This window comes from Magnetovibrio blakemorei (genome assembly GCF_001746755.1).
GTDB lineage: Bacteria > Pseudomonadota > Alphaproteobacteria > Rhodospirillales > Magnetovibrionaceae > Magnetovibrio > Magnetovibrio blakemorei.
Genome location: NZ_MCGG01000008.1, coordinates 60,323 through 86,550, shown reverse-complemented (window position 1 = coordinate 86,550; position 26,228 = coordinate 60,323). Strand labels below are relative to the sequence as shown.

The 26,228-nt window shown below is 56.4% G+C and carries 25 protein-coding genes; 16 read left to right on the top strand and 9 right to left on the bottom strand.

Going from position 1 to position 26,228, the window contains the following annotated elements:
- Positions 1–45: 45 nt before the first annotated feature.
- Positions 46–465, bottom strand: coding sequence for a c-type cytochrome (locus BEN30_RS02030; RefSeq protein ID WP_069956823.1), 420 nt, complete (start codon positions 463–465; stop codon positions 46–48).
- A 203-nt stretch (positions 466–668) separates the two neighbouring features.
- Here BEN30_RS02030 and BEN30_RS02025 point away from each other — a divergent pair, with 203 nt between their 5' ends.
- The 3 genes from BEN30_RS02025 (at position 669) to ettA (ending at position 3,943) form a co-directional block, all read left to right on the top strand.
- Positions 669–1,742, top strand: coding sequence for a response regulator (locus tag BEN30_RS02025; protein WP_069956667.1), 1,074 nt, complete (start codon positions 669–671; stop codon positions 1,740–1,742).
- A gap of 75 nt (positions 1,743–1,817) precedes the next feature.
- Positions 1,818–2,123: a (2Fe-2S) ferredoxin domain-containing protein gene (locus tag BEN30_RS02020; protein ID WP_170826929.1), complete on the top strand. Its 306-nt coding sequence runs from the start codon at positions 1,818–1,820 to the stop codon at positions 2,121–2,123.
- Positions 2,124–2,263: 140 nt separating this feature from the next.
- On the top strand, positions 2,264–3,943 hold the full coding sequence (gene ettA, locus BEN30_RS02015; protein WP_069956822.1) for an energy-dependent translational throttle protein EttA: 1,680 nt from the start codon (positions 2,264–2,266) through the stop codon (positions 3,941–3,943).
- Between the two features lie 130 nt (positions 3,944–4,073).
- Here the strand turns inward: ettA and BEN30_RS02010 are convergent, their stop codons facing one another.
- Positions 4,074–4,637, bottom strand: coding sequence for a hypothetical protein (locus BEN30_RS02010; protein WP_069956665.1), 564 nt, complete (start codon positions 4,635–4,637; stop codon positions 4,074–4,076).
- 140 nt (positions 4,638–4,777) lie between these two features.
- Positions 4,778–5,692 carry an MlaA family lipoprotein gene (locus BEN30_RS02005; RefSeq protein WP_069956664.1) on the bottom strand — a complete coding sequence of 305 codons (915 nt, stop codon included), beginning with the start codon at positions 5,690–5,692 and terminating at the stop codon, positions 4,778–4,780.
- 383 nt (positions 5,693–6,075) lie between these two features.
- On the opposite strand from BEN30_RS02005, the gene BEN30_RS02000 reads away from it, so the two are divergent.
- The 4 genes from BEN30_RS02000 (at position 6,076) to BEN30_RS01985 (ending at position 12,216) form a co-directional block, all read left to right on the top strand.
- Positions 6,076–7,050 carry an ArsR/SmtB family transcription factor gene (locus tag BEN30_RS02000; protein ID WP_069956663.1) on the top strand — a complete coding sequence of 325 codons (975 nt, stop codon included), beginning with the start codon at positions 6,076–6,078 and terminating at the stop codon, positions 7,048–7,050.
- A 29-nt stretch (positions 7,051–7,079) separates the two neighbouring features.
- Positions 7,080–7,961, top strand: a complete 882-nt coding sequence (gene metF / locus BEN30_RS01995) for a methylenetetrahydrofolate reductase (RefSeq protein WP_139134809.1) — start codon at positions 7,080–7,082, stop codon at positions 7,959–7,961.
- 12 nt (positions 7,962–7,973) lie between these two features.
- Positions 7,974–11,669, top strand: coding sequence for a methionine synthase (gene metH / locus BEN30_RS01990; RefSeq protein ID WP_069956662.1), 3,696 nt, complete (start codon positions 7,974–7,976; stop codon positions 11,667–11,669).
- Positions 11,670–11,907: 238 nt separating this feature from the next.
- On the top strand, positions 11,908–12,216 hold the full coding sequence (locus BEN30_RS01985; protein ID WP_069956661.1) for a hypothetical protein: 309 nt from the start codon (positions 11,908–11,910) through the stop codon (positions 12,214–12,216).
- A gap of 40 nt (positions 12,217–12,256) precedes the next feature.
- On the opposite strand, the gene BEN30_RS01980 is transcribed toward BEN30_RS01985, so the two are convergent.
- Both BEN30_RS01980 and BEN30_RS01975 read right to left on the bottom strand, forming a co-directional pair.
- Positions 12,257–12,688: a hypothetical protein gene (locus BEN30_RS01980; RefSeq protein WP_069956660.1), complete on the bottom strand. Its 432-nt coding sequence runs from the start codon at positions 12,686–12,688 to the stop codon at positions 12,257–12,259.
- A gap of 70 nt (positions 12,689–12,758) precedes the next feature.
- Positions 12,759–15,566, bottom strand: coding sequence for an ATP-dependent DNA helicase (locus tag BEN30_RS01975; RefSeq protein WP_069956659.1), 2,808 nt, complete (start codon positions 15,564–15,566; stop codon positions 12,759–12,761).
- A gap of 66 nt (positions 15,567–15,632) precedes the next feature.
- Here BEN30_RS01975 and BEN30_RS01970 point away from each other — a divergent pair, with 66 nt between their 5' ends.
- The 4 genes from BEN30_RS01970 (at position 15,633) to BEN30_RS01955 (ending at position 17,879) form a co-directional block, all read left to right on the top strand.
- Positions 15,633–16,238, top strand: coding sequence for an ABC transporter ATP-binding protein (locus tag BEN30_RS01970; RefSeq protein WP_245648955.1), 606 nt, complete (start codon positions 15,633–15,635; stop codon positions 16,236–16,238).
- Positions 16,235–17,044: an ABC transporter permease gene (locus BEN30_RS01965; protein ID WP_069956658.1), complete on the top strand. Its 810-nt coding sequence runs from the start codon at positions 16,235–16,237 to the stop codon at positions 17,042–17,044. The genes BEN30_RS01970 and BEN30_RS01965 overlap by 4 nt, the downstream gene beginning before the upstream one ends.
- A 53-nt stretch (positions 17,045–17,097) precedes the next feature.
- Entirely contained in the window at positions 17,098–17,385 is a 288-nt protein-coding gene (locus BEN30_RS01960; protein WP_069956657.1) for a hypothetical protein, read from the top strand.
- Positions 17,386–17,465: 80 nt separating this feature from the next.
- Positions 17,466–17,879, top strand: a complete 414-nt coding sequence (locus tag BEN30_RS01955; RefSeq protein WP_069956656.1) for a bacteriohemerythrin — start codon at positions 17,466–17,468, stop codon at positions 17,877–17,879.
- 271 nt (positions 17,880–18,150) lie between these two features.
- Here the strand turns inward: BEN30_RS01955 and BEN30_RS01950 are convergent, their stop codons facing one another.
- From BEN30_RS01950 to BEN30_RS01935, 4 genes are all read right to left on the bottom strand, one after another.
- On the bottom strand, positions 18,151–19,221 hold the full coding sequence (locus BEN30_RS01950) for a sensor domain-containing diguanylate cyclase (protein ID WP_170826928.1): 1,071 nt from the start codon (positions 19,219–19,221) through the stop codon (positions 18,151–18,153).
- 323 nt (positions 19,222–19,544) lie between these two features.
- Positions 19,545–20,018 (bottom strand): hypothetical protein, encoded by a 474-nt coding sequence (locus BEN30_RS01945; RefSeq protein WP_069956654.1) that lies wholly within the window; start codon positions 20,016–20,018, stop codon positions 19,545–19,547.
- 12 nt (positions 20,019–20,030) lie between these two features.
- Positions 20,031–20,444 (bottom strand): DUF1924 domain-containing protein, encoded by a 414-nt coding sequence (locus BEN30_RS01940; protein WP_084004910.1) that lies wholly within the window; start codon positions 20,442–20,444, stop codon positions 20,031–20,033.
- 3 nt (positions 20,445–20,447) lie between these two features.
- On the bottom strand, positions 20,448–21,587 hold the full coding sequence (locus BEN30_RS01935) for a cytochrome b/b6 domain-containing protein (RefSeq protein ID WP_084004909.1): 1,140 nt from the start codon (positions 21,585–21,587) through the stop codon (positions 20,448–20,450).
- A gap of 193 nt (positions 21,588–21,780) precedes the next feature.
- Between BEN30_RS01935 and BEN30_RS01930 the strand changes: the two genes are divergently transcribed.
- The 5 genes from BEN30_RS01930 to BEN30_RS18225 all read left to right on the top strand — a co-directional run bounded on the left by BEN30_RS01930 (position 21,781) and on the right by BEN30_RS18225 (position 26,152).
- On the top strand, positions 21,781–22,155 hold the full coding sequence (locus BEN30_RS01930) for a PepSY domain-containing protein (RefSeq protein ID WP_069956652.1): 375 nt from the start codon (positions 21,781–21,783) through the stop codon (positions 22,153–22,155).
- Between the two features lie 42 nt (positions 22,156–22,197).
- Positions 22,198–22,869, top strand: coding sequence for a response regulator transcription factor (locus BEN30_RS01925; RefSeq protein WP_069956651.1), 672 nt, complete (start codon positions 22,198–22,200; stop codon positions 22,867–22,869).
- Between the two features lie 9 nt (positions 22,870–22,878).
- Positions 22,879–24,234 carry an ATP-binding protein gene (locus tag BEN30_RS01920; protein WP_069956650.1) on the top strand — a complete coding sequence of 452 codons (1,356 nt, stop codon included), beginning with the start codon at positions 22,879–22,881 and terminating at the stop codon, positions 24,232–24,234.
- 208 nt (positions 24,235–24,442) lie between these two features.
- Positions 24,443–25,636, top strand: a complete 1,194-nt coding sequence (locus BEN30_RS01915; RefSeq protein ID WP_069956649.1) for a phosphoglycerate kinase — start codon at positions 24,443–24,445, stop codon at positions 25,634–25,636.
- A gap of 303 nt (positions 25,637–25,939) precedes the next feature.
- Positions 25,940–26,152 (top strand): hypothetical protein, encoded by a 213-nt coding sequence (locus BEN30_RS18225; RefSeq protein ID WP_139134799.1) that lies wholly within the window; start codon positions 25,940–25,942, stop codon positions 26,150–26,152.
- Positions 26,153–26,228: the final 76 nt, after the last annotated feature.

Below are 26,228 nucleotides of genomic sequence, written 5' to 3'. Positions count from 1 at the left end.
GTCCACAAAGATTCACGGTTTTGCCACATAGGCTTAATAGAGGTTTTACGGGGCGAAACCATTGGCGCGTTGCAGGGCGCGGACATACGTGACGATAGCGCTGATGTCGCTGTCGTTGATTTGGGGCTGGGCGGGCATGTCGCCAAAGGGCCAGTGATGGCTGCGCACCCCGCGCCTCACGGCCAGGAAAAAGGCTCCATCCGCGTGATGACCCGGGTGATAGACGCGGTGTAAAAACGGCGGGCCTTTGTCCGTGCCTATGGCGTTGATGCCATGGCATTGGGCGCAATGGGTCTCGAACAGCGTCTTGCCATGTTGTTCGGTGGGGGAAAAGTTGGGAATAACAACTTGAGCTTTGCCGCCCGTATGGTCTTCGGCGGGGCTGTTGCCGTCATATACGGCCACGCTGATGCCGGCCGTCAGAAGGGCGATGCTCAGCACGATCAGGATCAGATGTTTAGGCATGCGCATATATCCTAACACGAGAACGCTTGTTGGGCACGTTATAAACCTTCTGGCCACGGGAGGGTCAAGATGCCATGTCGGGGCGAACAAACCTGAGCCTAGAAGCAAAATTCTTCTGTTTAGAATGCGTTAGCATTCATTCGCGCATAATGACTCTATGCGATTCGCGCGTTGTGGTCGCACGGCCTATAGGCTTGGAGTATATGAAAGAAAAAGGGCTCAAACACTGCTCTGTGTTGGTCGCCGACGATAGCGCTGCGTCGCGGACATTGTTGTCGACCACATTGAAAGATTTAGGCGTCGACGTCGTGCACACCGTTCCCAACGGTGTTGCGGCGATTGATTACCTGCGCCTCAGTGCGAAGAGCTCCATTCACAGCCCAACGCCGCCCGTCGATTTGGTGATCAGTGAATGGGATATGCAACCCGTTGGCGGGATGATGCTGATCAACTGGATCCGCCGTCATCTCGATTCTCCGGATCGGTTCACCCGCACCGTGATCATGAGCGGCGAATTGGATTCGGAAAAGGTAGAGCGCGCGCGCAATGCCGGGGCCAATGCCGTGTTCGCCAAGCCGTTCTCCATCAGTTCGCTGCGCAAACATGTTTTGCACGTGTTGTTCAACAACCCCGCTTTTTTCAAATCACAGACCTATTTTGGCCCCGACCGCCGCCGCAACAGCCCCGAATTTGTACTGGAAGAACGCCGCCGGGTGAAAAAGCCCTACTCAGAAGTCTTGGGCGGCGGGGAACATCCCTACGTGGGCTGCTTTGACTTGCCGCACTACTACAGTGAAATTTCCTTGGGTAAGCCGCGGGATCGGATCGATTATGCCGAGCGCAATTTTGCCCATCAACAGTTGGCCGCCCACAGCGAAGATTACGCCGATTGGGTGCGCGGAGATGCCGAGGTTTTGCGTCTGGCCTTCCGCTTGGCCGACGAAAACCCCGATATGCGGGCGCGCTCCATGTCGTTGATGGGGGCTTTGATCCAGCGCCTGGAACGTGAAGGGGCGCTGTTGGGCTACCCGCTCATTTCCGCCTTTGCCCATACGCTCGACAACACCATCAAGACCGATGTGCACCTGTGGGACCAAACATCGGAGATTTTTGCCGCTGCGTTGAGCGGTTTAGACACCGTTGTGCGCCAGGACGTGCGCGGCGAAGGCGGCGAAGTGGGCCGCGCGCTCAGCGAATCTTTGCGCCGCTTGAACAAAAAACTCCTCCAACTGCGCCCGCTTCACATCCACCGCCAAGGCGTGGCCCGGTTTGGCTAAGGCTAAACTTGGTGCGCAGATGCATGTCTTGACCTGAGGCTAACAATCGCCCATGTCTAAAGTATGAGCCCGCCAATGGACGACAAACCAGAACGTCATATTACCGTTTACGTGTGCACCAATCTGCGCGTGAGTGGCAGTTCGTGCGCGGGTCACAAGTCCAAGGCCATTTTACGGGCCTTGGAGCGGCGCGCCGACGAACGCGTCGTGGAAGGTCATGCGCTGGTCCATGTTCGCCCCAGTGTGTGCATGGGTTATTGCGGCGATGGCCCCAACGTCAAAATCATCGGCGGCGACTTTTTCCACCGGGTGAAGATGGACGACTTGGACACCATTTTGGACGCGGCCGAACACCTTATCGCCGCTAAAGATCCGGCTTAAGCTGTTTGCGACAGGGGCCTTGGTGTCGAGATGTTCGGGGTCAAACTTTGACGATTTGCCTATCCGCCATTGCTTGAAGGCCCTGCAATGCGCTAAAACCCTCGATATAGCGTTTTCCTCAGACTCGGAGCCCAATGTCCATGGCGTCGTACCAATACATTTACGTGATGAAAAACCTGTCCAAGGTGTTTCCTGGCGGTAAAGAGATCCTCAAAAACATCACGTTGTCGTTTCTGCCCGGCGTGAAAATCGGCGTTTTGGGCCACAATGGATCGGGTAAGTCGACGCTGTTGAAGATTATGGCGGGGCTGGATACGGATTACAGCGGCGAAGCATGGATGGCGGACGGGGTTTCCGTCGGTTACCTGGAGCAAGAACCGGAACTGGACCCGGCCTTGTCGGTGGTGGAAAACGTCATGCAGGGCTTGGGCGAAACCAAGGACCTGCTGGACCGCTTCAATGAAATTTCCATGAAGTTCGCCGAACCCATGGAAGACGACGAAATGTCGGCTCTGTTGGAAGAACAAGGCGAACTGCAAGAAAAAATCGACGCCTGCGACGGCTGGGAACTGGAACGCACCATCGAGATCGCCATGGACGCGCTGCGTTGCCCACCCGCCGACAGCGAAGTGACCAAGCTGTCGGGCGGCGAAAAACGTCGCATCGCGCTGTGCCGATTGTTGCTGCAAAAGCCCGACCTGTTGCTGCTCGATGAACCGACCAACCATTTGGACGCGGAATCGGTGGCGTGGTTGGAACACTATCTGGAAGACTACAAAGGCACCGTGATGATCGTCACCCACGATCGCTACTTCCTGGACAACGTGACGGGGTGGATTTTGGAATTGGATCGCGGTCGCGGCATTCCGTATGAAGGCAACTATTCAAGCTGGCTGGAACAGCAGGAAAAACGCCTCGCCCACGAAGAAAAAGAAGAAACCTCGCGCCAGCGTACGCTTAAGCACGAATTGGAATGGATCCGCCAGTCGCCGAAAGCGCGTCACGCCAAGTCCAAGGCCCGTATTGCGTCTTATGACGAATTGCTGGCCCAAGACAAAGACAAACGCATCGGCAGTTCACAAATCACCATTCCTGCCGGCCCGCGGCTGGGCTCCTTGGTCATCGAGGCTGAAAACCTGCAAAAGGCTTTTGGCGATCGCTTGTTGATTGATGGCTTGAATTTCAAACTGCCGCCGGGCGGTATCGTCGGTATTGTCGGGGCCAACGGTGCGGGTAAAACCACGCTGTTTCGCATGATTACGGGACAAGACACGCCGGACGGCGGGACCTTGCGCCTGGGCGATACGGTGAAGCTCGGCTACGTCGATCAATCGCGCGCCACCTTGGATGCCAACAAAGGTGTTTGGGACGAAATTTCCGGCGGTCTCGACGTGATCATGTTGGGTCAAAAAGAAGTCCAGTCGCGCGCGTATGTGTCGTGGTTCAACTTCAAGGGCGGCGATCAGCAAAAGAAAGTCGGTCAGTTGTCGGGCGGTGAACGCAACCGCGTCCATCTGGCCAAAATGCTGCAAACCGGCGCCAACGTGATCTTGCTCGATGAACCGACCAACGATTTGGACGTCGATACCCTGCGAGGCCTCGAAGAAGCGCTGCTGGACTTTGCCGGCTGTGCGGTGGTGATTTCCCACGATCGTTGGTTCCTGGACCGGATCGCGACCCATATCTTGGCGTTTGAAGGCAATTCCGAAGTGGTGTGGTTCGAAGGCAACTTCGCCGACTACGAAGAAGACAAAAAGAAACGCTTGGGCGCCGACGCGGTCGAACCCCATCGCCTGCAATACAAGCCGCTGACCCGTTAAGCTTCGATTTCTTCCAAGGACGTCATCGCGCGCGCCGCAAGGCGCGGGGCGATCCGTCTGTGCGTGTGGGACGGTCTGGATTGCCGTCTCGCTGCGCAATGACGGGTATATGCGTGAGTGCGCCTAGATATCACCACAACGGCTTGATGTTGATGCCAAACGGCAAGTTGATGTAGCCGGGGATTTTGACCGTGTCTTCGTCGAAGAGGCCGTCTTTGGCTTCCCTGTGACAGGCGTTGCAGTGGGCTTTGGAGCCGACGTCTTTGGTAGTGAAGACGGCCGGGTCCAGTTCGTCGTGTTTGCGGGTGAAGCGAGGCGTTGCGGATATGCGTATGGGGGGATTCTTGAGATCAACACCTTTTAAGAATTTCTGTGCCTGACGGGCCCCGCTGACGTCGGATGCGTGGCTCACGTGATAGGCTTCAATATCCGTGCGCAGCGGTTCCGCCAAGGTGGCGTCCTCGCCAAAGTGCGCGCCCAAATTCCCCATGATCGCTTTCCACGAAGCGGCGGGCAGCATTTCCGGGCGGTACAGCAGATGGCAGTCGGAGCATTCACGCACAACGTCGGGATTGGTGATGGGCGGGAACGCGCCATCGGCCTGTGCGCCGGGTGTGGCGGCGATCAGCGCCAGCGCCGTGACGAGAATCGTGAGAACGGGGGCAGCGAGAACAGGGGGGCGTTGAATGTGCATTGTGCGACGGGCTCCACGATTTAAAACGGTTGGCCCACTATAGGGAAGCTGCATGAACCGTTGCTGAATGGCCTCAGAACGGCGCAAAAAAAACCCGCCGGGTGAGCGGCGGGCTTTTGAATTGTGCAGATAAAAAACGCTTAGTTTTTGGTGGCGAGCGTCGCGTCAACAGCATCCGGGTCTTGCATGGAGCCTATGGAATACGGGTCCGTGCCGTTCGAGCTGATGGCCGGCAGGCCGGTCTTGGGCATGGTGCCATTGCGAATTTCATCTTCTCTTACCTGACGGTAGAGGCTGCGCACGGCGGCATAATAATCCAACGAAGTCCGTTCCAAATCGTCGATGGCTTCCAGATTGCGCGCTCTGAAGTTGACAATCTCAGCAGCCATACGTTCATTGGTGATGTATTCTTTGTCGGTGTTTTGCGCGTAATGCCAAATCGGATCGGTCAGCGTATCAACAACCTTACCCACCGCATCGCGGGGATTGGATGGGCCGAGGATCGGCAGCACCAAGTAAGGTCCACCATCTGCTCCCCAAATCGCGAGGGTCTGGCCGAAGTCTTCTTTGTGTGCCGGATAGCCCAATTCGGTCGCCGGATCACCAAAGCCCAAAACGCCGACCGTGGTGTTGATGGCAAACCGCGAAAGGGTGTTCATGGCCCGATCACCTTCGCCCTGCAAGACGTCATTCAGCAACACAACCGGAGCTTTGAGGTTGTTCAAGAAGTTATTGACGATGTCTTGGATGGGCGGCGGCACGAAACCACGATAAAGCGTTGCAGCGGGACGCAGGATCAACGTATCCAAACCGCGGTTCAATTCGAACATCGCACGGTTGAACGGTTCCAGCGGATCATTGACTTCTTGATATTCGGCAACAGCTTCTGGATCGGAGCTGTTGGGTACGGCAGCACAGGCGGTGACCAAAAAGCCCAGCATCAAAACAGCAAAAACGCGCAGGCCATTTTGACGCAAATTTGCGGCAAAATTGCATACGGTGGTCCATAGGTTTTGATCAAAAGCGGTTAACGCACTGGATTTGGTGTCGAACATTCAAGGCTCCGTCACAAAAAGTTGACCAATTCACCCCAAACCTTTGGGGAAGGCAGCTTTTCGTTAAATTCAGTTACGCACGTTTATGCGTCTACACTCTTCATGGCATGAGACTGAATTTACACACAAAACAGACCACGCCAAACTTTAATGTGCATTAACCACACAACAACGAATTACCATACGGTTTTGACGAAGACCAGCACGCTCTCAAATGCGGATCGTGCTTGCGAAACAGGTGTGGCTAAATTGCAACACTGTTTGGGGTGGGCGGGAAGTCTTGTCGATCATTAAGCGTCTAGACAGCCCGTAAACCAATGTATATAAAGATATCGTTATATCTAAATGTGAAAACATGAAATGATGATAAGGCGACCCGTTTTATGGATGGTGTGTTAGAGGCCTTGCGCGCTGCGGCCGATCCCACGCGACTGCGGATTCTCGGATTGCTGGAATTCGGTGAATTGACGGTCAGCGAGCTGGTGTCGATTCTCAGCCAGAGCCAACCCCGGGTCTCGCGGCACCTTAAAATACTGGTGGATGCAGGGCTGTTGGACAGGTTTCGCGAAGGCAGCTGGGTGTTTCACCGCCTCAGTTTGGGGGAGAAGGGAGCCCGCGCCCGGGCCTTGGTCGCCCTGATTCCGCCCGACGATCCGTTGCGTGGCCACGATGCTGAGCGTTTAAAAGACATTCAAAACCAGCGCGCGCGGGCTGCCGAAGACTATTTCGCCAAGTACGCTCCCGAATGGGATCGCTTGCGCCAGCTGGATGTGGACGAAGAAGCCGTCGCCGCAGCGGTGCGCGACATGCTGCCCCTGACCAAGCAGCAAAAACTGCTGGATTTGGGCACCGGCACCGGGCGCATGCTGCAGGTTCTCGGCCCCGACGTGGGCGAAGCGCTGGGCTTGGACAGTTCTCATGAAATGCTGTCCGTGGCGCGTTCCAACGTGACGCAGTGGGGCCTGGATAACTGCCAATTGCGCCAGGCGGATATTTTGGCCCTGCCTTTGGTGTACGGGACGTTTGACGCCGTCGTGTTGCATCAGGTATTGCACTTCCTGGATCGGCCCTGGACGGCGATTGGTGAAGCCGCTCACGCTTTGGCACCGGGAGGACGGTTGTTGATCGTGGATTTGGGGCCGCATGATGTGGAAGAGCTGCGCGAAAATCATGCCCATCGACGCTTAGGCTTCGCGGATGAAGAAATTCAAGACTGGTTGGAAGCCCAAGGGCTCAAAGTGGAAACCATCAAACACCTGCCCGGAACATTGGGCGTCAGCATTTGGCTGGCACGCAGGATTGGCGTGACGGCTTTTGAAAACGAACACCACCGGATGACTTTAGGAGCCTCGCAATGACCAAGATTATGCGTCCGGACGTGACCGCCATGGCGGTGTCCTCGCCCTTGCCCAAAGACGCCAACGTGTCGTTTGAATTTTTTCCGCCGAAAACGGAAAAGATGGAAGAAAGCCTGTGGGCCTGCATTGAACGCTTGGCACCGTTGAAACCGCAATATGTGTCCGTCACCTATGGAGCTGGCGGCTCGACCCGCGAACGCACCCATGCTACGGTGACGCGCATTCGTCGCGAAACGAACTTGGAGCCGGCCGCGCACTTGACTTGTGTGGGCGCAACGCGGGACGAAATCGACGCCATCGCCCGCCAATACTGGGCTGACGGCATCAGGCACATCGTGGCGTTGCGCGGCGATCCCGTTGACGGCATTGAAACCGCCTATGTGCCTCATCCGGGCGGTTATGCGTATGGCGAAGATCTGGTGAAGGGCCTGAAAGCCATCGCGGACTTTGAAATTTCCGTCGCCGCGTACCCGGAAGTCCACCCCCAGGCCAAAAGCGCCGAGGCCGATTTGGACAACTTGAAACGCAAAATTGACGCGGGCGCAACCCGCGCCATCACCCAGTCGTTTTTTGATGTCGACGTGTTTTTGAACTTTGTTGACCGCGCCCGCCAGGCGGGCATAACCGTGCCCATCGTGCCGGGCATTTTGCCGGTCACCAACTTTAAACGCATTCAGGAATTTTCCGGCCAGACCGGAACCTCGGTGCCTCAGTGGATGGCGGATTTGTTTGCAGGCTTGGACGACGACCCCGAAACCCGCAAGCTGGTCGCAGCCTCGGTCGCGGCGGAGCAATGTCGGGTGCTGTACGCAAACGGTATCAAAGACTTTCACTTTTACACGCTCAACCGTGCCGACCTGACTTACGCCATTTGCCACATCTTGGGCGTGCGCCCTAACGTTCAGAAATAAGAGATAGAACCAATGTCCCTCAAACTGCACAATCCGAACGCCAAACAACAGCTCCTCGACGCGTTAAAATCACGCATCCTGATCCTCGACGGCGCGATGGGCACCATGATCCAGCGGCACAAGTTTGAAGAGGCGGATTATCGCGGCGAGCGGTTTGCCAGTCACAATTCTGAACTGAAGGGCAACAACGATCTTTTGATCTTGACCCAGCCGGATGCGATCTTAGGGATTCATGAAGCCTATTTGGCGGCGGGCTCAGACATCATCGAAACCAACACCTTTAACGCCACATCAATTTCCCAAGCCGATTACGGTCTGGAAAGTTTGGTCTATGAGCTGAACGTCGAAGGCGCAAAATTGGCGCGCCGTGCAGCCGATAAATATGCGACCCCAGACCGCCCGCGTTTTGTCGCGGGCGGTCTGGGGCCGACCAACCGCACCGCGTCCATGTCCCCCGATGTCAACGACGCGGGTATGCGCAACGTGACCTTTGATGAATTGAAAGAGGCTTACATCGAAGCCACCCGCGGCCTGATCGAAGGCGGCGCGGATTTGATTTTGATCGAAACCGTGTTCGACACCTTGAACGCCAAGGCCGCCGTCTATGCGGTGAAGTCGGTGTTTGACGAACTGGGTTTTGATCTTCCGGTGATGATCTCGGGCACCATTACGGATGCGTCCGGGCGTACCCTTTCGGGGCAAACGGCGGAAGCGTTTTGGAATTCGTTGGCCCACGCCAATCCGGTATCCATCGGGTTTAACTGCGCCCTGGGTGCGGAGGATTTGCGCCCCCACGTGCAAGCGGTGGGTGCCATCGCCGACACCCACGTTTCGGTCTATCCCAACGCGGGCCTGCCCAACGAATTCGGCGCTTACGACGACACTCCAGAATACATGGCCAAAGTTCTGCGGAGCTTTGCCGAAGAAGGTTTGCTGAACATCGTCGGCGGGTGCTGCGGCACCTCACCCGATCACATCAAAGCCATTGCCGATGCGGTCGCCGATGTTCAGCCGCGCGTGTTGCCCAAGGGTGAATTGGTGTGCCGTTTGTCGGGGCTTGAACCGCTGGTCATCAACGACGTGACGGGCTTTGTGAATGTGGGCGAACGCTGCAACGTGGCGGGTTCGGCGAAGTTCAAAAAATTGATTGCCGAAGGCGATTATCAAAGCGCTACCGAGATCGGTCGCTTGCAAGTGGAAAACGGCGCGCAGATCGTCGACGTCAACGTAGACGACGCCATGCTTGATGCCGAAAAAGAAATGACCCGGTTCTTGAACCTGATCGCGGGCGAGCCCGACATCGCGCGGGTTCCGGTGATGATCGACAGCTCCAAGTGGGATGTCATCGAAAAAGGCTTGAAGTGTGCGCAGGGCAAAGGCGTGGTGAATTCCATCAGCCTCAAAGAAGGCGAAGCGCCGTTTGTCGAACACGCGCGCAAAATCATGCGCTATGGCGCAGCCGTGGTGGTGATGGCGTTCGACGAACAAGGCCAAGCCGACAGCTTTGAACGCATGACACAAATTTGTCGGCGCTCTTACGACGTTTTGACGGGCATCGGCTTCCCGCCCCAAGACATCATTTTTGATCCCAACATTTTCCCCATCGCCACGGGCTTGGATGAGCACCGCAACTATTCGGTCGATTACATCAATGCGTGTAAATGGATCAAAGCAAACCTGCCCGGTGCGTTGATATCGGGTGGCGTGTCCAACATGTCGTTTTCGTTCCGTGGCAACAACCCGGTGCGCGAAGCCATGCATTCGGTGTTTTTGTATCACGCCGTAAAGGCGGGCATGACCATGGGCATCGTCAACGCGGGTCAGCTGGGGGTGTATTCCGACATCCCCAAAGATCTGCGCGATCGCATCGAAGACGTGGTCTTGAACCGCTCCGAAGACGCCACCGAGAAGTTGCTGGACGTTGCCGAAGAAGCGCGTGGATTGGGTATTAAAGAAAGCGGCCCGGATCTGGCGTGGCGCGAACAAAGCGTGGAAAAACGCTTAGAGCACGCGCTGGTCAAAGGCATCACCGAATTCATCGTCGCCGACGTTGAAGAAGCGCGCCTCAAAGCCGCCCAGCCCATCCACGTCATCGAAGGCCCATTGATGGACGGCATGAACGTGGTCGGCGATTTGTTCGGTTCGGGCCAAATGTTTTTGCCCCAAGTGGTGAAATCCGCACGGGTCATGAAACAAGGCGTGGCGCATCTGTTGCCCTACATCGAAGAAGGCAAAGCGGCGGGATCATCCAAGGGACGAATCTTGATGGCGACGGTCAAAGGCGATGTCCACGACATCGGCAAAAACATCGTCGGCGTGGTGCTTCAGTGCAACAATTTCGACGTCATCGACATCGGCGTGATGCAGCCTTACGCGGCCATCTTGGATCGCGCCGAGGCAGAAAATGTCGACGTCATTGGGCTGAGCGGCTTGATCACCCCGTCGCTGGATGAAATGGTCACGGTGGCCAAAGAAATGGAACGCCGGGGCATGACCCAGCCGTTGCTGATCGGCGGGGCGACCACGTCCAAAGTGCACACGGCGGTGAAAATTGCGCCCATGTATTCCGGCCCCGTCATTCACGTCAACGACGCATCGCGCGCCGTCGGTGTGGTGTCGCAACTGGTGTCCGATACCCAGCGCGATGCTTACGTGGCTTCTGTTAAAGAAGACTACGACGCGGTTAAAGCCAAGCACGAAGCCAGCCAGCGCGAACGCGATCAGCTGACCTTGACGGCGGCCCGTGAACGGCGATTGAAAATCAATTGGGATGCCAAAGACATTACCAAGCCCTCCTTCATCGGCACCCGCGCCTTCACCGACTATCCCTTGGACAAGCTGGTGGAGCGCATCGACTGGACGCCGTTCTTCCGCACTTGGGAATTGAAAGGCACGTACCCGTCCATCTTGGAAGAAGCGGGCGATGCGGGCGACAGTGCGCGTTCCGTTTTTGCCGATGCACAAGAGATGTTGAAAAAAATCGTTACTGAGAAATGGTTGTCGGCCAGCGCCGTGATCGGCTTTTGGTCGGCCGCTTCGGTGGGCCATGACGATGTTGAATTGTTCTCCGACGAAACCCGCGGCCACACCTTGGCGAAGGTTCATTTTTTGCGTCAACAAATGGTCAAGGCTGAAGGCCGCACCAACGATTGCTTGGCCGACTTCATCGCCCCTATGGGGGCCGACGTGGCGGATCACATCGGCGGCTTTGCGGTGACGGCGGGCATTGGCATTGAAAAAAAATCGGCCGAATTTAAAGCCGCTCATGACGACTACAGCGACATCTTACTGAAAGCCCTGGCCGACCGTTTGGCCGAAGCGTTTGCTGAGCACATGCACGAACGGGTGCGCAAAGAATTCTGGGGCTACGCGGCCGAAGAAGACCTGGCCAACGAAGATTTGATCAAAGAAACCTACGACGGCATCCGCCCGGCACCCGGTTACCCCGCATGCCCCGATCACACAGAAAAAACCACCCTGTTCAAATTGCTCGATGCCACCAACGCGACCGGCATTGAACTGACGGATAGCTACGCCATGATGCCCGCCAGCTCGGTCTCGGGATTCTACCTGGCCCACCCCCAAGCCAAATACTTCGGCATCGGAAAAATCGGCCGCGACCAAGTCAAAGACTACGCCGAGCGCAAAGGCATCACCGTGGAACAAGCCGAACAGTGGTTGGCACCGAGTTTGGGGTATGCGCCTTAAGGCTGAGGTTGATCGTCACACATCCGTTTTTTTAAGAACTGAAAAGATTCGTTCGTCATTGCGAGCCCCTGAAGGGGGCGTGGCAATCCAGAGTGAGGGCTGCAAAGTCTGTCAAGTGGCTCTGGATTGCTTCGCTTTGCTCGCAATGACGGGTGTTTGCAAAATGGGTAAAATTGATTTTCGCCCTCTGTAGATCTAAACTGACGGGCGTCTCAAGAACCACCATTGGGGGGAAACGATGAACGTCATCTTTACGCTTTTGGTTTTCTTGGCAGTTGCTGTGTTCGGCACACTGAGTTTTGCCGACGCCGATCCCAATCGTCCGACGGATCGGGTTGCGGTGGATTTGGGGGTGAGTGAGGCGCAGTTTAAGGGGTGTTTTTTGCCGGTGCATCCGGAACCAAACAAATATCCGACGGGAGTGCAGCAGCGTCAAAACAAGGCCATCTTGCTGCCGTGTCTGCAACAGGCCAATCCCTCAATCACCAATGACATGCTGGATCGGGTGATGGACAAATATCGACCCGAAGGGGCGTTTCGCCAGTAACCCGAAGGGGCATTTTGTAGGTAGGGGAAGGACTCACGCCTCAGCCCTCAAACTGCTTACAAATCCAATGAGAAAACTCAATCGCGAATTTGGCTTTGTTTTTGTCTTCACTGGCCTGCCAGTGGCCCAGTTCGTCGATCATGGCGTCCAACAGGACACTGAATTCTTGGGCCTTTTTGCGCTCCAGCAGCCACTTGTTGTGCATGCGGTCGAGCTCGTCTTGCAACTCGAGGGCTTTTTTGCGCGGCGGCGCGACCCCTTGGCGGCGGCGCGCGGTTTGGCGGATCAGGCGTAGGCGCTCGGAAACCGAGGTCTCGTCGATGGTGAGTTTGGGCGAAATGCTTTTGACTTGATCCAGCTCGACCTTGCCTTCAAACCCTTCGATGCCCGCGCTGCACAGTCGCTCACACAGCTCGTGGCGGTTGATGCCCATGAGCTTGGCGGCTTTGGAGATGGAGATGCGCTCCCCCATGCGTGCGGTCCTTTCTGACTTAACCCCTGTTATAACCCTATAATCAATGTGGGCTGTTTGAGGCGGGGGTTCAAGCGTGATCGGACAAAAAAGCCTTTGTTTCTAAAATCGCGTCCTTCAAACCAACCCGTTGGATTTCCACATCCTTGGGAAACGCTGTGGCGATGCGCGACGGCAGGGCGCTGTCCAGCATGACAAACACGCCCTGATCGTCTTTTTTGCGCACCAAACGCCCGTAGGCTTGTTTGAGTTTCAGGCGCGTGAGCATTTCGTCATACGCCCGCCCGCCAAAGTGATCGCGCCGGGCCCGCATCAAGATGTCGGGGCGCGGCCACGGCACCCGGTCAAACACGATCAAACGCAACGATTGGCCCGGAACGTCCACGCCGTCGCGCACCGCATCGGTGCCGAACAGGCACGAATTGGGCTCGGCCTTGAAGATGTCCACCAGCGTGCCGACGTCCAACGGATCGATGTGTTGGGCATAGAGCGGAAAGCCTTGTTGGTCCAAATCGGGCGCAATGCGTTCGTGCACAGCGCGCAACCGGTGGATGGCGGTGAACAGCCCCAAGCCGCCGCCGCCCGCGGCCAAAAACAATTCCCGATACGCCGCCGACACTTGGCTGACGGAATTTTTGTTTAAGTCCGTGACCACCAAAATGCGCGTCTGGCGGGCGTAATCAAACGGTGATTTTTGCGCCACGTAAACGATGGGGCTTTGCATGTGCTTGGCCCCGGTGCGCTGATCGGCGCTGGTCCATTCGCCTTCGTCGCGCAAGGTAGCCGAGGTGATCAAGACACCCTGGGCGGTCTGGCTCATGGCGGCCGCGAACGGTTTGGTGGGGTCGATCCAATGGCGGTTGAGGCCGACATCCAAATCGCGCCCGTGGGTGCGTTCGACACTCATCCAATCGACGAAGTCGCTGGGCTTTTCCGGTGTGGCATTTCCATCCAAAACAGGCGTTTCGCGCAGTGCCTTGAGCATGGAGCGCCACGCTTGAACGGGCAACAAGGCGCGGCGTTCTAAGCTGCCCGCTAAGGCTTCGATGCGGGTGCGCTCGGACGTTTCCAGCTCCACCGCTTCGTCGTCCAGTTTGTTGAGCAAGCGCTTGATCAGCCCCTTGATGGGGTTTTCCAAGGTCATCAGCGCCTGGTCCAATTCCAGCGCCACGTCCAACAAGCCGTCAATAGGGGGAAAGGCCTCGCATTCCAGCGAATAGCCGCCATCAGACCCTTTGTCGCGGGCATAAACCTGCTGGCGCACAAAGGCCAAAAACGCTTCCGCAGCACCGGACGAGGGGGCTTGTGAGACGGTGTCGTTGAGCCGTGTGCGCCAGTTGGGACCGGGCAACACGTGGGCCGCTTGGCGCACATCTTGAACCAAATGGTCGAGCTTTTCATCGTCTGCGGTTAAATCGTCGAGGCGGGCTTTCAAGCCTTTCGAGCGCGTTCGGCGGCCTTCTTCCGCGCCCAAAATCCAGCGCCTGAGATCGGCGGTTTCTTGTCCTGACAGATGCGCAGCAAAGGCGGAATCGGCGGCGTCGAAGACATGGTGGCCTTCGTCGAAAACAAACCGCGTCGGTGCGCCGCCTTCCGCTGCCGCGCCGCCGCCCGCGTTCAAGGCGGTCTGGATCATCACCAACGCATGGTTGGCGATCACCAGCTTGGCGCGTTTGGCGCGGCGCTTGGAATGTTCGATAAAACAGCGGTTGAAGTGTTCACAGAGCGTATAGGTGCATTCGCCCTTGGTGTCGGTGAGCTCTGCCGTCAGGCCCCGACCCAGCAAACTGCCGACCCAAGCGGGAAAGTCGCCACCGATCATGTCACCGTCCCGCGTCTTGCCGGCCCACCTGGCCACCAGCCCCAAGGCGATGGCCCCGTCGGGGCGCATTTGCAAACGGCTTAGGGCCTCTTGGAAATTCAGCAGGCAGAAATAATTTTCCCGGCCCTTGCGGACCACCACGTAGCGTTTTTTCTGCTCCGGATCGGGATAAAGGCGATCCATTTCGCCGTCCAGCTGGCGTTGCAGGTTGCGGGTGTAAGTCGATAGCCACACCGCACCGGCGTTTTTATCCGCCCACACGCTGGCGGGGGCGACGTAGCCCAAAGTCTTGCCGACCCCGGTTCCGGCTTCGGCCAACACGAACCGAGGCTGGCCCGGAATGTCGCAGGGATCAAACGCGGCGGTGACGCCCGCGGTGAACATTTGCTGCTCGGTGCGTTTTTCCGCCCGCCCGCCCGCCAGCAACGCATCTAAGCGTTGGCGGGCTTCCTGGGGGCTGACGGGGGCGTCGCCGGGGGGCGTTTCGCCGCCGCGTTCTTCCCACTTGGGCAGACCTTCCCACACGCGAAAGGCCCGCGCCGCGTTTTGCGAATGGGGTGTGTCGCCTTCACCTAGGGCGGCCAATACCGGGCGTGCCCACGGCCATCCGCCCGCGTTCATGGCGTGGGCCAAACGCGCCGCTTGGCGGGCGTCTTGGGCGTCGGATGTGAGCCGGGCGCTCAGGCGTTCCAACAAGGTGCGCGCGCTGGTGAGCAAACTGATGGCTTCGTCTTCATGACCGCGCGGTACACTCAAACCCAACGCTTGGGCCACGCCGCCCGGCGTTGGCAGACAAAAGCGGGCGGGCTCAATGAAGGCAAACAACTCCAACACATCAAAGCCGCGCAGACCATCCATCTTGAGGCGCGCCGCCGTCTGGCGGGCGTGGCAGAGCACTGGCGGTGGTCCGGATTTGAGACGCCGGGCGGCATCCGTAAAGCTCAGTGACACCACTTCGCCGGTGGGCTCAACCACATAAGCCGCGCGCACCCCTGCGACCAAGGCAAACGTCTCGGGCATCAGGATTTCGGGCGGGAGGGAAGAGTGATTCGCCATACCCCCAGTATACCCAAGCTCAGCGCGTCTCCACTATGATTCGTCACATGACAATGCTATGGCTGGATGATGCTCAGCGTTCGGAACTTAAAACGCCTATCCATTGGGCCTGTCGATTTGGATGTGGCCGCGCACGACATCGTGGCGTTGTGCGGGCCCAGCGGCGTGGGCAAGTCTTTGCTGCTGCGCGCCATTGCCGATTTGGACCCCAATGAGGGCACCTTGAGCCTGTTGGGGGAAAGTCGCGAATCCATGAGCGCGCCCGATTGGCGTCGCCAAGTCATGTACGTGCCCGCACACACGGGCTGGTGGGCGGATACGGTTGAACCCCATTTTGCAGGCCTGTCCCTTGCCCTGGTCAAAGACACCTTGCACCGATTAGGGCTTGAATCCACGGCGCTGGGCTGGCAGGTGAGCAACCTTTCCACCGGAGAACGCCAACGTCTGGCCTTGGCGCGGGCGCTGGCTTATGCGCCCAAAGTTCTGTTGTTGGATGAGCCGACATCGGGTCTGGACGCGGACAACGCGACGCGCGTTGAAAAGCTGGTCGGTGAGGTGGCCGCCGGGGGCGTGGCGGTGTTGTTCGTCACTCATGACATGGCCCAGGCCAAACGCTTGAGCACCCGCCGCCTTGATATGACCAGCGGCCAATTGGTGGAGGGGACACCATGACCGGGGTTTATGTGCAACTGAGCTATATCGATTTGGCCATTGCGTCGGTCTTGTTGCTGCTGGCGGGGGGGCTGTCGGTGGCCATGAATTTGGGCCTGGAAAAGTCTTTGGGCGTTGCCGCGTTGCGCACCACGGTGCAGCTGACCCTCATCGGGTTGGTGCTGAAGATGCTGTTTGAAATGGTGTCGCCGTTGTGGACCGGGTTGGCGGCGCTGGCGATGATTTTGTTGGCGGGGCGTGAAGTCACCGCTCGTCAATCCATCAAACTGCGCGGCGGGTGGAGCTATTCCATCGCCACCTCGGCGCTGCTGACGGCGGGCGGCATCGTCACCATCTTGGCGCTGACCACCGCCGTGCGCCCGGAACCTTGGTACGACCCACGTTTCGCTTTGCCGCTGTTGGGCATGATGTTGGGCAACACCCTGACCGGAATTTCGGTGGGCATGGAGCGGTTGAGCGCGACCTTGAAGCGGGAAAAAGACGCCATCGAAGCGCGTTTGGTTTTGGGTCATGCGCGCCGTGATGCGGTGAAGCCTTATGTGCGCGAAGCCATGCGCGCGGGCCTGATACCGATCATCAACGCCATGTCGGCGGCGGGCCTGATATCCCTGCCCGGCATGATGACGGGGCAGATTTTGGCCGGGGTCGATCCCACCGAGGCGGTCAAATATCAAATTCTCATCATGTTTTTGCTGGCGGGGACCACGTCGCTGGGGGCGTTGATGGCGGTGCTGGCGACGGCCAAGCGGCTGGGTGATGAACGTGATCGCCTGCGCCTGGACCGACTTAAAGAAACACCGCGTTGACGGAACCGTCTTCGCACCTCATATGACCTTCATTGCGAAAAGGATTGCTTTTGATGTCGTTTGTTCGCCCTTTGGGGGGGTTGTTTGTGCTTTTGGGTTTTTTGATGGGGGGCACGAACGCGTTTGCCCAAGCGGCCCATGATACAAGTTTGCTGAGCGAGGCGGAGCGCACCCACTATCGAGCCTTGCTGTCGAAATCAACAGATTCCGCCGAACGCGCCCAGGTGAAATCGGAAATGAATCGCCTCATTCAAACCCGCAAGATTGAACGGCGCAAGGCTCAGGACGTAACGCCAAAGCTGCTGGAACAGAGCGAGAAAAAGACCCGCGACGTCCGTTAGGCGCGCTTCACAATTTGGTGAAATCGCGATACAATTCTACGTGCCAGATGAGGTTCATAAACCGATAAATAGGCATCCTCATGCATATAGAAATGCTCGATACATTCTTGACAGGCCACCCCGTCATTGATGGGGAACACAAAAAAATTGTGAACGCGATCAACAGCGTGGCGGACGCTGTGGCTGCGGGGGAATATGACCGATGCGCAACGCTTTTGGACGATTTTCTGAAAATTTGCATAGACCATTTTAAGTCAGAAGAAGACTTGTTGGGGAAGCTGGGATATCCGCGGCTCAAAGATCACGCCTTGTTTCATGGTGAACTGGTGCTCAAAGCCAAAGCGGTGAAAGTCTTGTGCATGGACCAGCGCAACCCCGACCGTATTGATCGGTGTTTTCAAGAGATGGCGACGCTTTTGATTGAAGATGTGGTCAAAGGCGATTTGCAGTTTGTGTCTTTCCTAAAAGATAAAGGTGTTGTTTCACCTTATTAGGGTGTTCTTTTTAATTACTCTATTTAACACAAATTTCTTGCAATTCTGGCCGATATATTAGAGAATGCATATGTACTGCAAGGGTGCAATTTTAGGTCTGCCGGACCTAAAGGCTTGAGCCTATAGACGCTTGAGTTTCAAGTACGGCATTATTTTAACGCCATTGTTCGTCAACTCTAGGCCGTCCTTCGGGGCGGTCTTTTTTGCCATATGCCCATCTCCCTATCCCCATAAAGGGCGGGGCAGGGCTGAGGACATGAGGAACGGACCTTCAGGCGGTCTCAAGTTCGTAAGAGTCGCCTTCGGCCAACACATCGTTTTCCCCAAAGACGGCGCGCTTGCGGCCAGTTTCTTTGGCGACGTACATGCGTTTGTCGGCCAATTCTACCAAGTCGGACCAATCGACCAGAGAATCCACTTTGCGTTCTGCAACACCGATGCTGGCGGTTAACGCGGTGCCGTCCGGGCGGGTGCCGAGCCATTTTTCAATAATGCGTCCCACCACCAGACGGGCACCACGGACATCGGTGTTGGGCAGAGCGACCAAAAATTCTTCGCCGCCCCAACGCACAATGGTGTCACTGCCGCGCAACAAATCGCGCAGGTTTTGCGTGAACATGACCAAGGTTTTGTCGCCTTCGTCGTGACCATAGCTGTCGTTGATGGATTTGAAGTGGTCCAGATCAAAAAAGACGATGGCGAACGGTGCGTCTTGGCGTGCAGAAACGCGAAACTGCATGTCGATGATTTCAGAACCGCTGCGTCGCGTGTAGGTGTTGGTCAAAGGATCAAGGCTGGCGCGACTGACCAAGGCGATCATATAGCGCAAGCTGGACACACCGGCGAACATGGACACGCCGAAAATCACCAGCGCCAACCACAAATTGCCGATGTAACTGGCCCAGGTAAAGGTATCAGACATATACCCACCAAAGGCCGTGAGCGCCAAAACCGGTATGCCAAAGAGAATGCATTCGACAATGGTTAAGGGAAAAACGCTGAGCCCGGCGAGCACGATGTACGGCAATAACCCATAAAGCGACAATGAAATTTCGCCTAAGGTGTCCAGTTCCAGGCCCGCAAACAAGGGCAATGAGGCCAGGTAGAAAATCGGCGGTCCCATCAGCATCAGCGCCGTCATGCCAAAGGCGTTGCGTGGGGAGGCTTCAATTTTCCAGGGCCAAGCCAAGGCAAACAGCATGGCGCTGGAACACGCCCGCATGCCCGTTAAAACAGCCCATTGCGGCCAGGGAAATGTGAAATAGTCGATCACCGACCACAACGGAATGAAGATGGCGAAGGCAAACGCCACCAACTGTACGCGTCCGATGATGTACGTCATTCGATGGCGGCGGAGGTAAGGAGAATGCGGGGTCGAGACAATCAGGTGATGGATCTGATCCCATGAAACGTTAAATTCAGTAAAAAGATGTCGCATTGTTCTGACAGGCGAACGGGATCAATAGACCCACGCGCAAGCTCCTTTACCTTGTGATGATGCCCCTACATAAGGTTTCGCAGTTAAGGTAAACGGACCTCAGCGCGATGCAGGTCTTCTATCAGGGTGTACCTAGAAACCGGGTGTACCTGAAATGTCTTTGGCTGCCAACGAAAAAAGACCCCGATTTTTTCGGGGTCTTTTTTTGGGAGTTGGGGGAGGGAGCCTTAATCGTCTTCAAAAATGCCGCGCTGGGCGTCTTTGTGACAGGCCGCGCAGTCGGATTTGGACTTCACATTTTTGCGATTCCACATACTGGTGAACTCACGTTCGCTGTGTTTTTGCACAAAACGCGGTGCTGTGGAGATGCTCAACGGTGGATTCTTCAGATCCACGCCGGTCATCCATTTTTTTGCCGCCCGAGTCGATTGCACATCGGCGGCGTCATTCAAATAATAGTTCAGCACGTAGTCCTGGGTGGCCGGGGTCAGGGTGGCGTCTTCGCCAAAGTGGTTGGACGGATCACTCAAAATCTTGGACCAAGAGGCCTGGGGCAGCATTTGCGGGAAGTATGTCATGTGGCATTCGCCGCACGCCGCAATGATTTTGGGATCTTTAATCGGGGTAAAGCTTTCCGCGTGTGCCGGGAGGGTCAGCGCGAACACGGATAACGCGGCTGCCAGGGTTGAGATTTTGAGCATCAAAATATTCCTTTATTGGCTGGCAAGGTAAGAGATGAAATCGACTTTTTCCTGCGCCGTGCATTCGCGGCCAATGACGCCACTGCAGTTGCGCAAGAACCATTTGTCGACTTTGGCTTGGTCGGTGAACCGCGCCGGAGTCTTGGACACAGCCATAGGTTCGATGGCTTTTCCGGTGCGGGTTTGGCCGCCTTCTTGCGGTGTGGCACCGTGGCAGGTGGTGCATTTGGGGGTGTCGGGTTTGCCTGTGGCGAAGGTGGTATCATACATGTGCTTGCCGTTGGCCAGATCCGCAGGACCGGCACCTTGGGCCATAAAGCCAGCGATGATGTCTTCTCTGGGGCCTGCAAACGCCGGGGCGGATACGGTGGCGCTGATGACGGTGGCCAGGGCAACGGTGGTTAGGAACACTTTGAAGGATTTCATGGGTTATTTCTCCTCAGGGATTTTGATTTTCTGGTCGTCAAAACGACCGCTGTAATCATCGGTATGACAGGCGGGACAATTGGATGGGACACTTACTGTTTTACGCTTGAAGATGGCCGGAGCGATGTCTTCGTGTTTGTTGATCCAGTAAGGGGTCTTGGTGATTTGAAAGGGGGCGGCCGGATCGACAATGCGAAAGCGGTTGGCGGCTTCTGTGTCCCAGGCTTCCGAGCCGTATTGCACCAAATAAGCGGTGATTTGGGCAACGGTCGCGTCGTCTAAACTGGCGTCTTCGCCAAAGTGATCGCTGAGGTCCGCCATCATTTTGGTCCAGCTTGCAGCCGGTAACAGGCTGGGATGGTAAGGCCTGTGGCAATCACCGCATTGGGATTCATAAGCTTGATTTGGCGGCAGATACGTTAGGCCAGAAGGTGGCATGGTGGACAAGTACCAAAGCGCACTGCCGACCACGCCGACAAAAGCGGCGATGGTCAGAGTGGCGGGCAACACCCGCGCTTTGCGATGTTTGAGGGCGGGCGTGTTCTTGGGCACGGATTTAAGGCCGGTGATCATGGCGCGCACCAGCTTTTCTCCGGTCAGCTTGATTTCCATGTATACGCCGCCAACGTGCAGAACGATCATCATCAGCAACAAGATCACGAAGGCCTCGTGTACATCCTTGGCCACGTCACCCAGGGCGTAACTGGCGACACCGGCCAAGGGACCTTGATTTTCTTCGCCGCCCAACATGATCAAGCCCGAAAGGGTGATCACGCTCAGCACAATCAACAGACCGAACACCATCAGTGATCCGGTCGGATTGTGACCGATGTAATGCTTCACCGGGCGCAGGGTCGCCAGTTCTTTCATGTGCTGTAAAATATGCACGGGATGAAAAGTGAAGGTCTCCAGGCGGGCATATTCACTGCCGAACGCCCCCCAGGTGAGGCGGAACACCAACAAGGAAACAGTGATATAGCCCGCCCACAAATGCAGACCCATGGTGTTTTCGGGAAAAACCCAGCCCGTGAGATAACCCATCAACACCATCGCAACCAAGGTCCAGTGAAACACCCGCGTGGGCAAATCCCAGACCTTAACCGGACGGTTTTGAGTTGGATTTTTGTGTTGTGCAGTAGACATGAAAGGCTGCCTTTTGGGGAATAGGGGACGTTATGTGGAGATCGTACAGGTGCTAAACTGAACCCTTGCTGAGCTTGTTGTTCAGCTTTCATTCATATTGCGTGGGTCATCGTTTGCACTCGCCAGTGTGGGAACCCGTGTGTTTTACTGGGTGTCGTTTGCTTAAATCAACGTCTGAAAATGAGAAGAGGCCATGAAGATACAATCTGTTCGCTCCGGGACCTGGCCGTTGCGGGCTCTCGCCCTCTCCGTATTGCTGTGCGGGTCTGTGGCCGGGGTGGCCTTTGCGGACAAAGCCGATCAAGACCTTGCGCGGGCAGCCTTGCTGCGCGGCGAGGTGGAGCCTTTGTCCAAGGCGCTGAATGTCATCGAGCAAAATTTTAAGGGCAATGTGATCGAGGTTGAACTTGAAGAAGACAGTAAGGTGGCCGGTGTCCCAAAGATGATCTATGAATTTAAGGTGCTGACCCCCACTGGCTTGGTGGTGAAGGTTAAGCTTGATGCCAAAACACTTGAGATTTTAAACCGGGAAGACAAGGGGCGCGATCATGAAAAACGCCGTGATTGATAGTGCATATGGTCTGACCGCTAAAATTGGGAAAGTCTAAAAATGCGGATTTTAGTCGTTGAAGATGAACCCGATTTGCGCCGCCAAATCTGCACCGCGTTGGGCGAAGCTGGCTACAGCGTTGATCAAGCGCCGGACGGGGAAGAGGGTGAGTTTCTGGGCGCGACGGAACCTTACGATGCCATCGTTTTGGATTTGGGATTGCCCAAAGTTGACGGCATTTCGGTTTTGAACAATTGGCGACAAGCGGGTCACAGCATGCCCGTGCTGATCCTCACCGCGCGCGACAGCTGGACTGAAAAAGTCGGCGGTTTTGATGCCGGAGCCGATGATTATTTAACCAAACCGTTCCATATGGAGGAACTGTTGGCCAGAGTTCGTGCGTTGATTCGTCGTTCTGCGGGGCTTTCGACGTCTGTGTTGGAATGTGGCCCGGTTCAGCTCGATACCCGCTCCGGTCGGGTGACATTGGACGGTGCTGCGGTGGTGCTGACCGCGCATGAGTTGAAAGTGTTGTCTTATTTCATGCATCACCAGGGTCGGGTGGTGTCACAGACGGAATTGATCGAACACGTTTATGACCAAGACTTTGATCGCGATTCCAACACCATTGAAGTGTTTATTGCCAGACTGCGTAAAAAACTTTCGCCAGACCTGATCAAAACGCATCGCGGGCGCGGCTATTGTTTATCGCCGCCCGGTGCACTTGGATAGCTGGCAGATATGCTGGGCCGCTCCGTCAGTGTTCGTTTGATTTTGCTCTCGGTGGCGTGGATCGCCGCCGCGCTGGTCATTGGCGGGTTGGTCCTGAGCCACCATTTTCGCGTTCACGTCGAAACTTCTTTTGATTTTGGGCTGGAACGCCACGTCGAAGAGTTGGTGTCGTATGTGGAGGTGGTGGACGATCATTTGGTGCTGAAAAACCGCCCCACCGACCCGTCTTATCAGCGACCGCTTTCGGGGTGGTATTGGGAAATCGTTGCGGGTGATCAGGTGTTCGGCCGCTCCCGGTCGTTATGGGACCAAGTTCTGGATATGAAGAGCCTGCGTGGTCATCACCCCCAGAGTGGTCAAACTAAGAACTTCTTCATGGATGGCCCTCGTGGCGAGAAATTGCGCGCCGTCTCAAAAACGTTTGTTCTGCCCGGTTTTGACAAAGATGTGATCATCACGTTTACCGGACCGGCAAAGGTGCTGGATCAAGCGGTTGAAGAGTTTTCGGAAACCTTGGTGGGCTCTTTGTTTCTGTTGGGCTTAGGGCTGGTGGCGGCGGTGGTGGTGCAGGTGATTTTGGGTTTGCGGCCACTGAAATTGGTGCGGCAAAAATTAGCGGCCATTCATGCCGGCGAATCGGATCGTATGAGCGGCACATTTCCCAGTGAAGTCGAGCCCCTGGTCCATGACTTGAACAAATTGTTGGACCATAACGCGCAAGTGATTGAGCGCGCCCGCACCCACGCGGGCAATTTGGCCCATGCCTTAAAAACCCCCTTGGCGGTGTTGAGCAACGAAGCCGATGGCAAACACAGTGAATGCGCTGGGACGGTGGGCGAACAGGTCCAGATTATGAATGAATTGGTCAGCCGTCATTTGGCCCGTGCGCGGGCCGCAGGCGGCATGGGGGTACCCGGTTTGAAGGCCGACGTCGGCGAAATCGTCACCGAGCTGAAACGCACTTTGGTGCGCATTCACCAGGGTAAAAACGATGGTGCGGGCGTGATCATTTCCTTGGTGAATGTGCAGGGGCAAGACATTGGCGGGGACCGTCAAGACATTCAAGAAATGCTTGGTAACTTGATGGACAATGCCTGCAAATGGGCGCGCACGCAGGTGCGTGTCAGCGCCCAGCGGATCGGCCGCGACATCATCTTGGACATTGATGATGATGGCCCCGGTATCCCCGAAGACCAGCGCAGCGCGGTTCTGCAACGCGGCAAACGCTTGGACGAAGCGACGCCGGGCAGCGGTTTGGGGCTCAACATTGTGCTGGAACTGGCCCAACTGTACCAAGGCAACTTGAGCCTGGGGCGTTCGGATCTGGGGGGGCTGCGGGTGCGTTTGCAGCTCCGCGCGGCTTAAAGCTTCTGAGAAAAGCCTGCAAAAACCGCGGGGTGGGTAATCGTCGCGACTCTTCACTTGCCTTTTTACACAAGAATCCGCATAAAAACCCGCACGAAGACGCCGACGGCCTTCCTCCCCAGCCGCCAGGATCTTGAATTGGGCCCTTAAACAAGCAGGCCATAACGAAACAGGGACGCAGACGTTTGTCTGTAGGAAGGATTTGATCATGAGCACTTTTAAAACCATCGACGATCTCGACGTGGCCGGCAAACGCGTGCTGGTGCGCGCTGATTTGAACGTTCCGATGGCGGACGGCAAACCGTCCGACACCACCCGTATCGACCGTTCGGCACAGACCATCAAAGATTTGGCGGCACGCGGCGCAAAGGTCATCATCTTGTCGCACTTTGGTCGTCCCAAAGGCAAAGTGGTGCCCGAAATGACCTTGAAGCCGGTGGCGGATGCCATGGCCCAGGCCCTGGGCTGCCCGGTTGCCTTTGCCACCGACACCATCGGCGACAGTGCCAAAGCGGTGATCGCGGCGATGAAGGACGGCGACGTGGCGATGTTGGAAAACGTGCGCTTTCACGGCGAAGAAGAAAAGAACGATCCGGCCTTCGCCGATACCCTTGCTGCCCTTGGCGACGTTTACGTGAACGATGCCTTTTCGACGGCGCACCGTGCGCACGCTTCCACCGAAGCCTTGGCGTACAGGTTGCCGGCCGCTGCCGGTCGCCTGATGCAGGCCGAATTGGAAGCGTTGGGCGGCGCCCTTGGCACACCGCAAAAGCCGGTGGCTGCCGTGGTTGGCGGAGCGAAGGTTTCGACCAAGATGGAAGTGCTCGGCAACTTGTCGAAAAAGGTCGATATGATCATCATCGGTGGCGGCATGGCCAACACCTTCTTGTTTGCCAACGGCCATGATGTCGGCAAATCGTTGTGTGAAAAAGACATGGCCGATGCGGCCCGCAAAATTGTTGCCGAAGCCGCTTCTTTCGGCTGCGAAATCGTATTGCCGTTGGACTTGGTGGTGGCGGCTGAATTTGCCGCAGGTGCCGCCAACAAAGTCGTCGGCATTGACGCGATTCCCGCCGATATGATGGCCTTGGATGTGGGTCCGGCCACCATCAAAGACGTGGAAGATCGTCTGGCCACGTGCAAAACCTTGGTGTGGAACGGTCCGTTTGGCGCGTTTGAAATCGAACCGTTCGACAAAGGCACCAATGCCGCCGCTCAGGCTGCTGCACGCTTGACCAAAGCGGGCACGTTGCTGTCGGTTGCCGGCGGTGGCGATACGGTCGCGGCCTTGGCCCATGCGGGCGCTGCGGATGACTTCACCTACATTTCCACGGCAGGCGGTGCATTCTTGGAATGGATCGAAGGCAAGACCCTGCCCGGCGTTGCCGCATTGGAAAAATAAACACGTTTGCGCGACATACCAAAGACACCAAACCCAAAACACCCCCGGCCAAATCGGCTGGGGGTGTTTTTTTGTATTTTGTGGATAAATAACATCCCGTATTCACTATTTCTTAAAGTTATGGTATAAGAGAGCGTCAAGGTCTGTGTTGGATGCCAAATGTTTTGCTGAAAACACCAGACAGACACGAGTAGCGGTTTCGAAATGGATTGACCTTAAAATTCGTTTCGGATCCGCGTCAGCGACAGAAACGTTGCTTTGAATCGCCGCCTTATGGCGAGGTTCCAAGAAAGGAGAGCCAAGATGTCTGTTAATGCAGCAGGCTCAGCTTCAAACGTTCAACAAGCACTCGTCGCTCTCCGTCAAACGGTACAGGCGGAGCAGGTTGCGGCCGTTGTTGTCACGGAGGCTGCCAATCAGGCAGCTCAAAATGCACAACAAGACCCATCCCGGGATGCCCATAAGGATGCACCTGCATCAAATGGGCGTGGTGGAGTGGTTGACGTTAAAGCCTGAGCAAACGTTCGTCGCTCTGTAAAGGAGCGCGAGCATCAGAAGATCAACCAACGCAGACCCGTTTATCCTTTGGGAT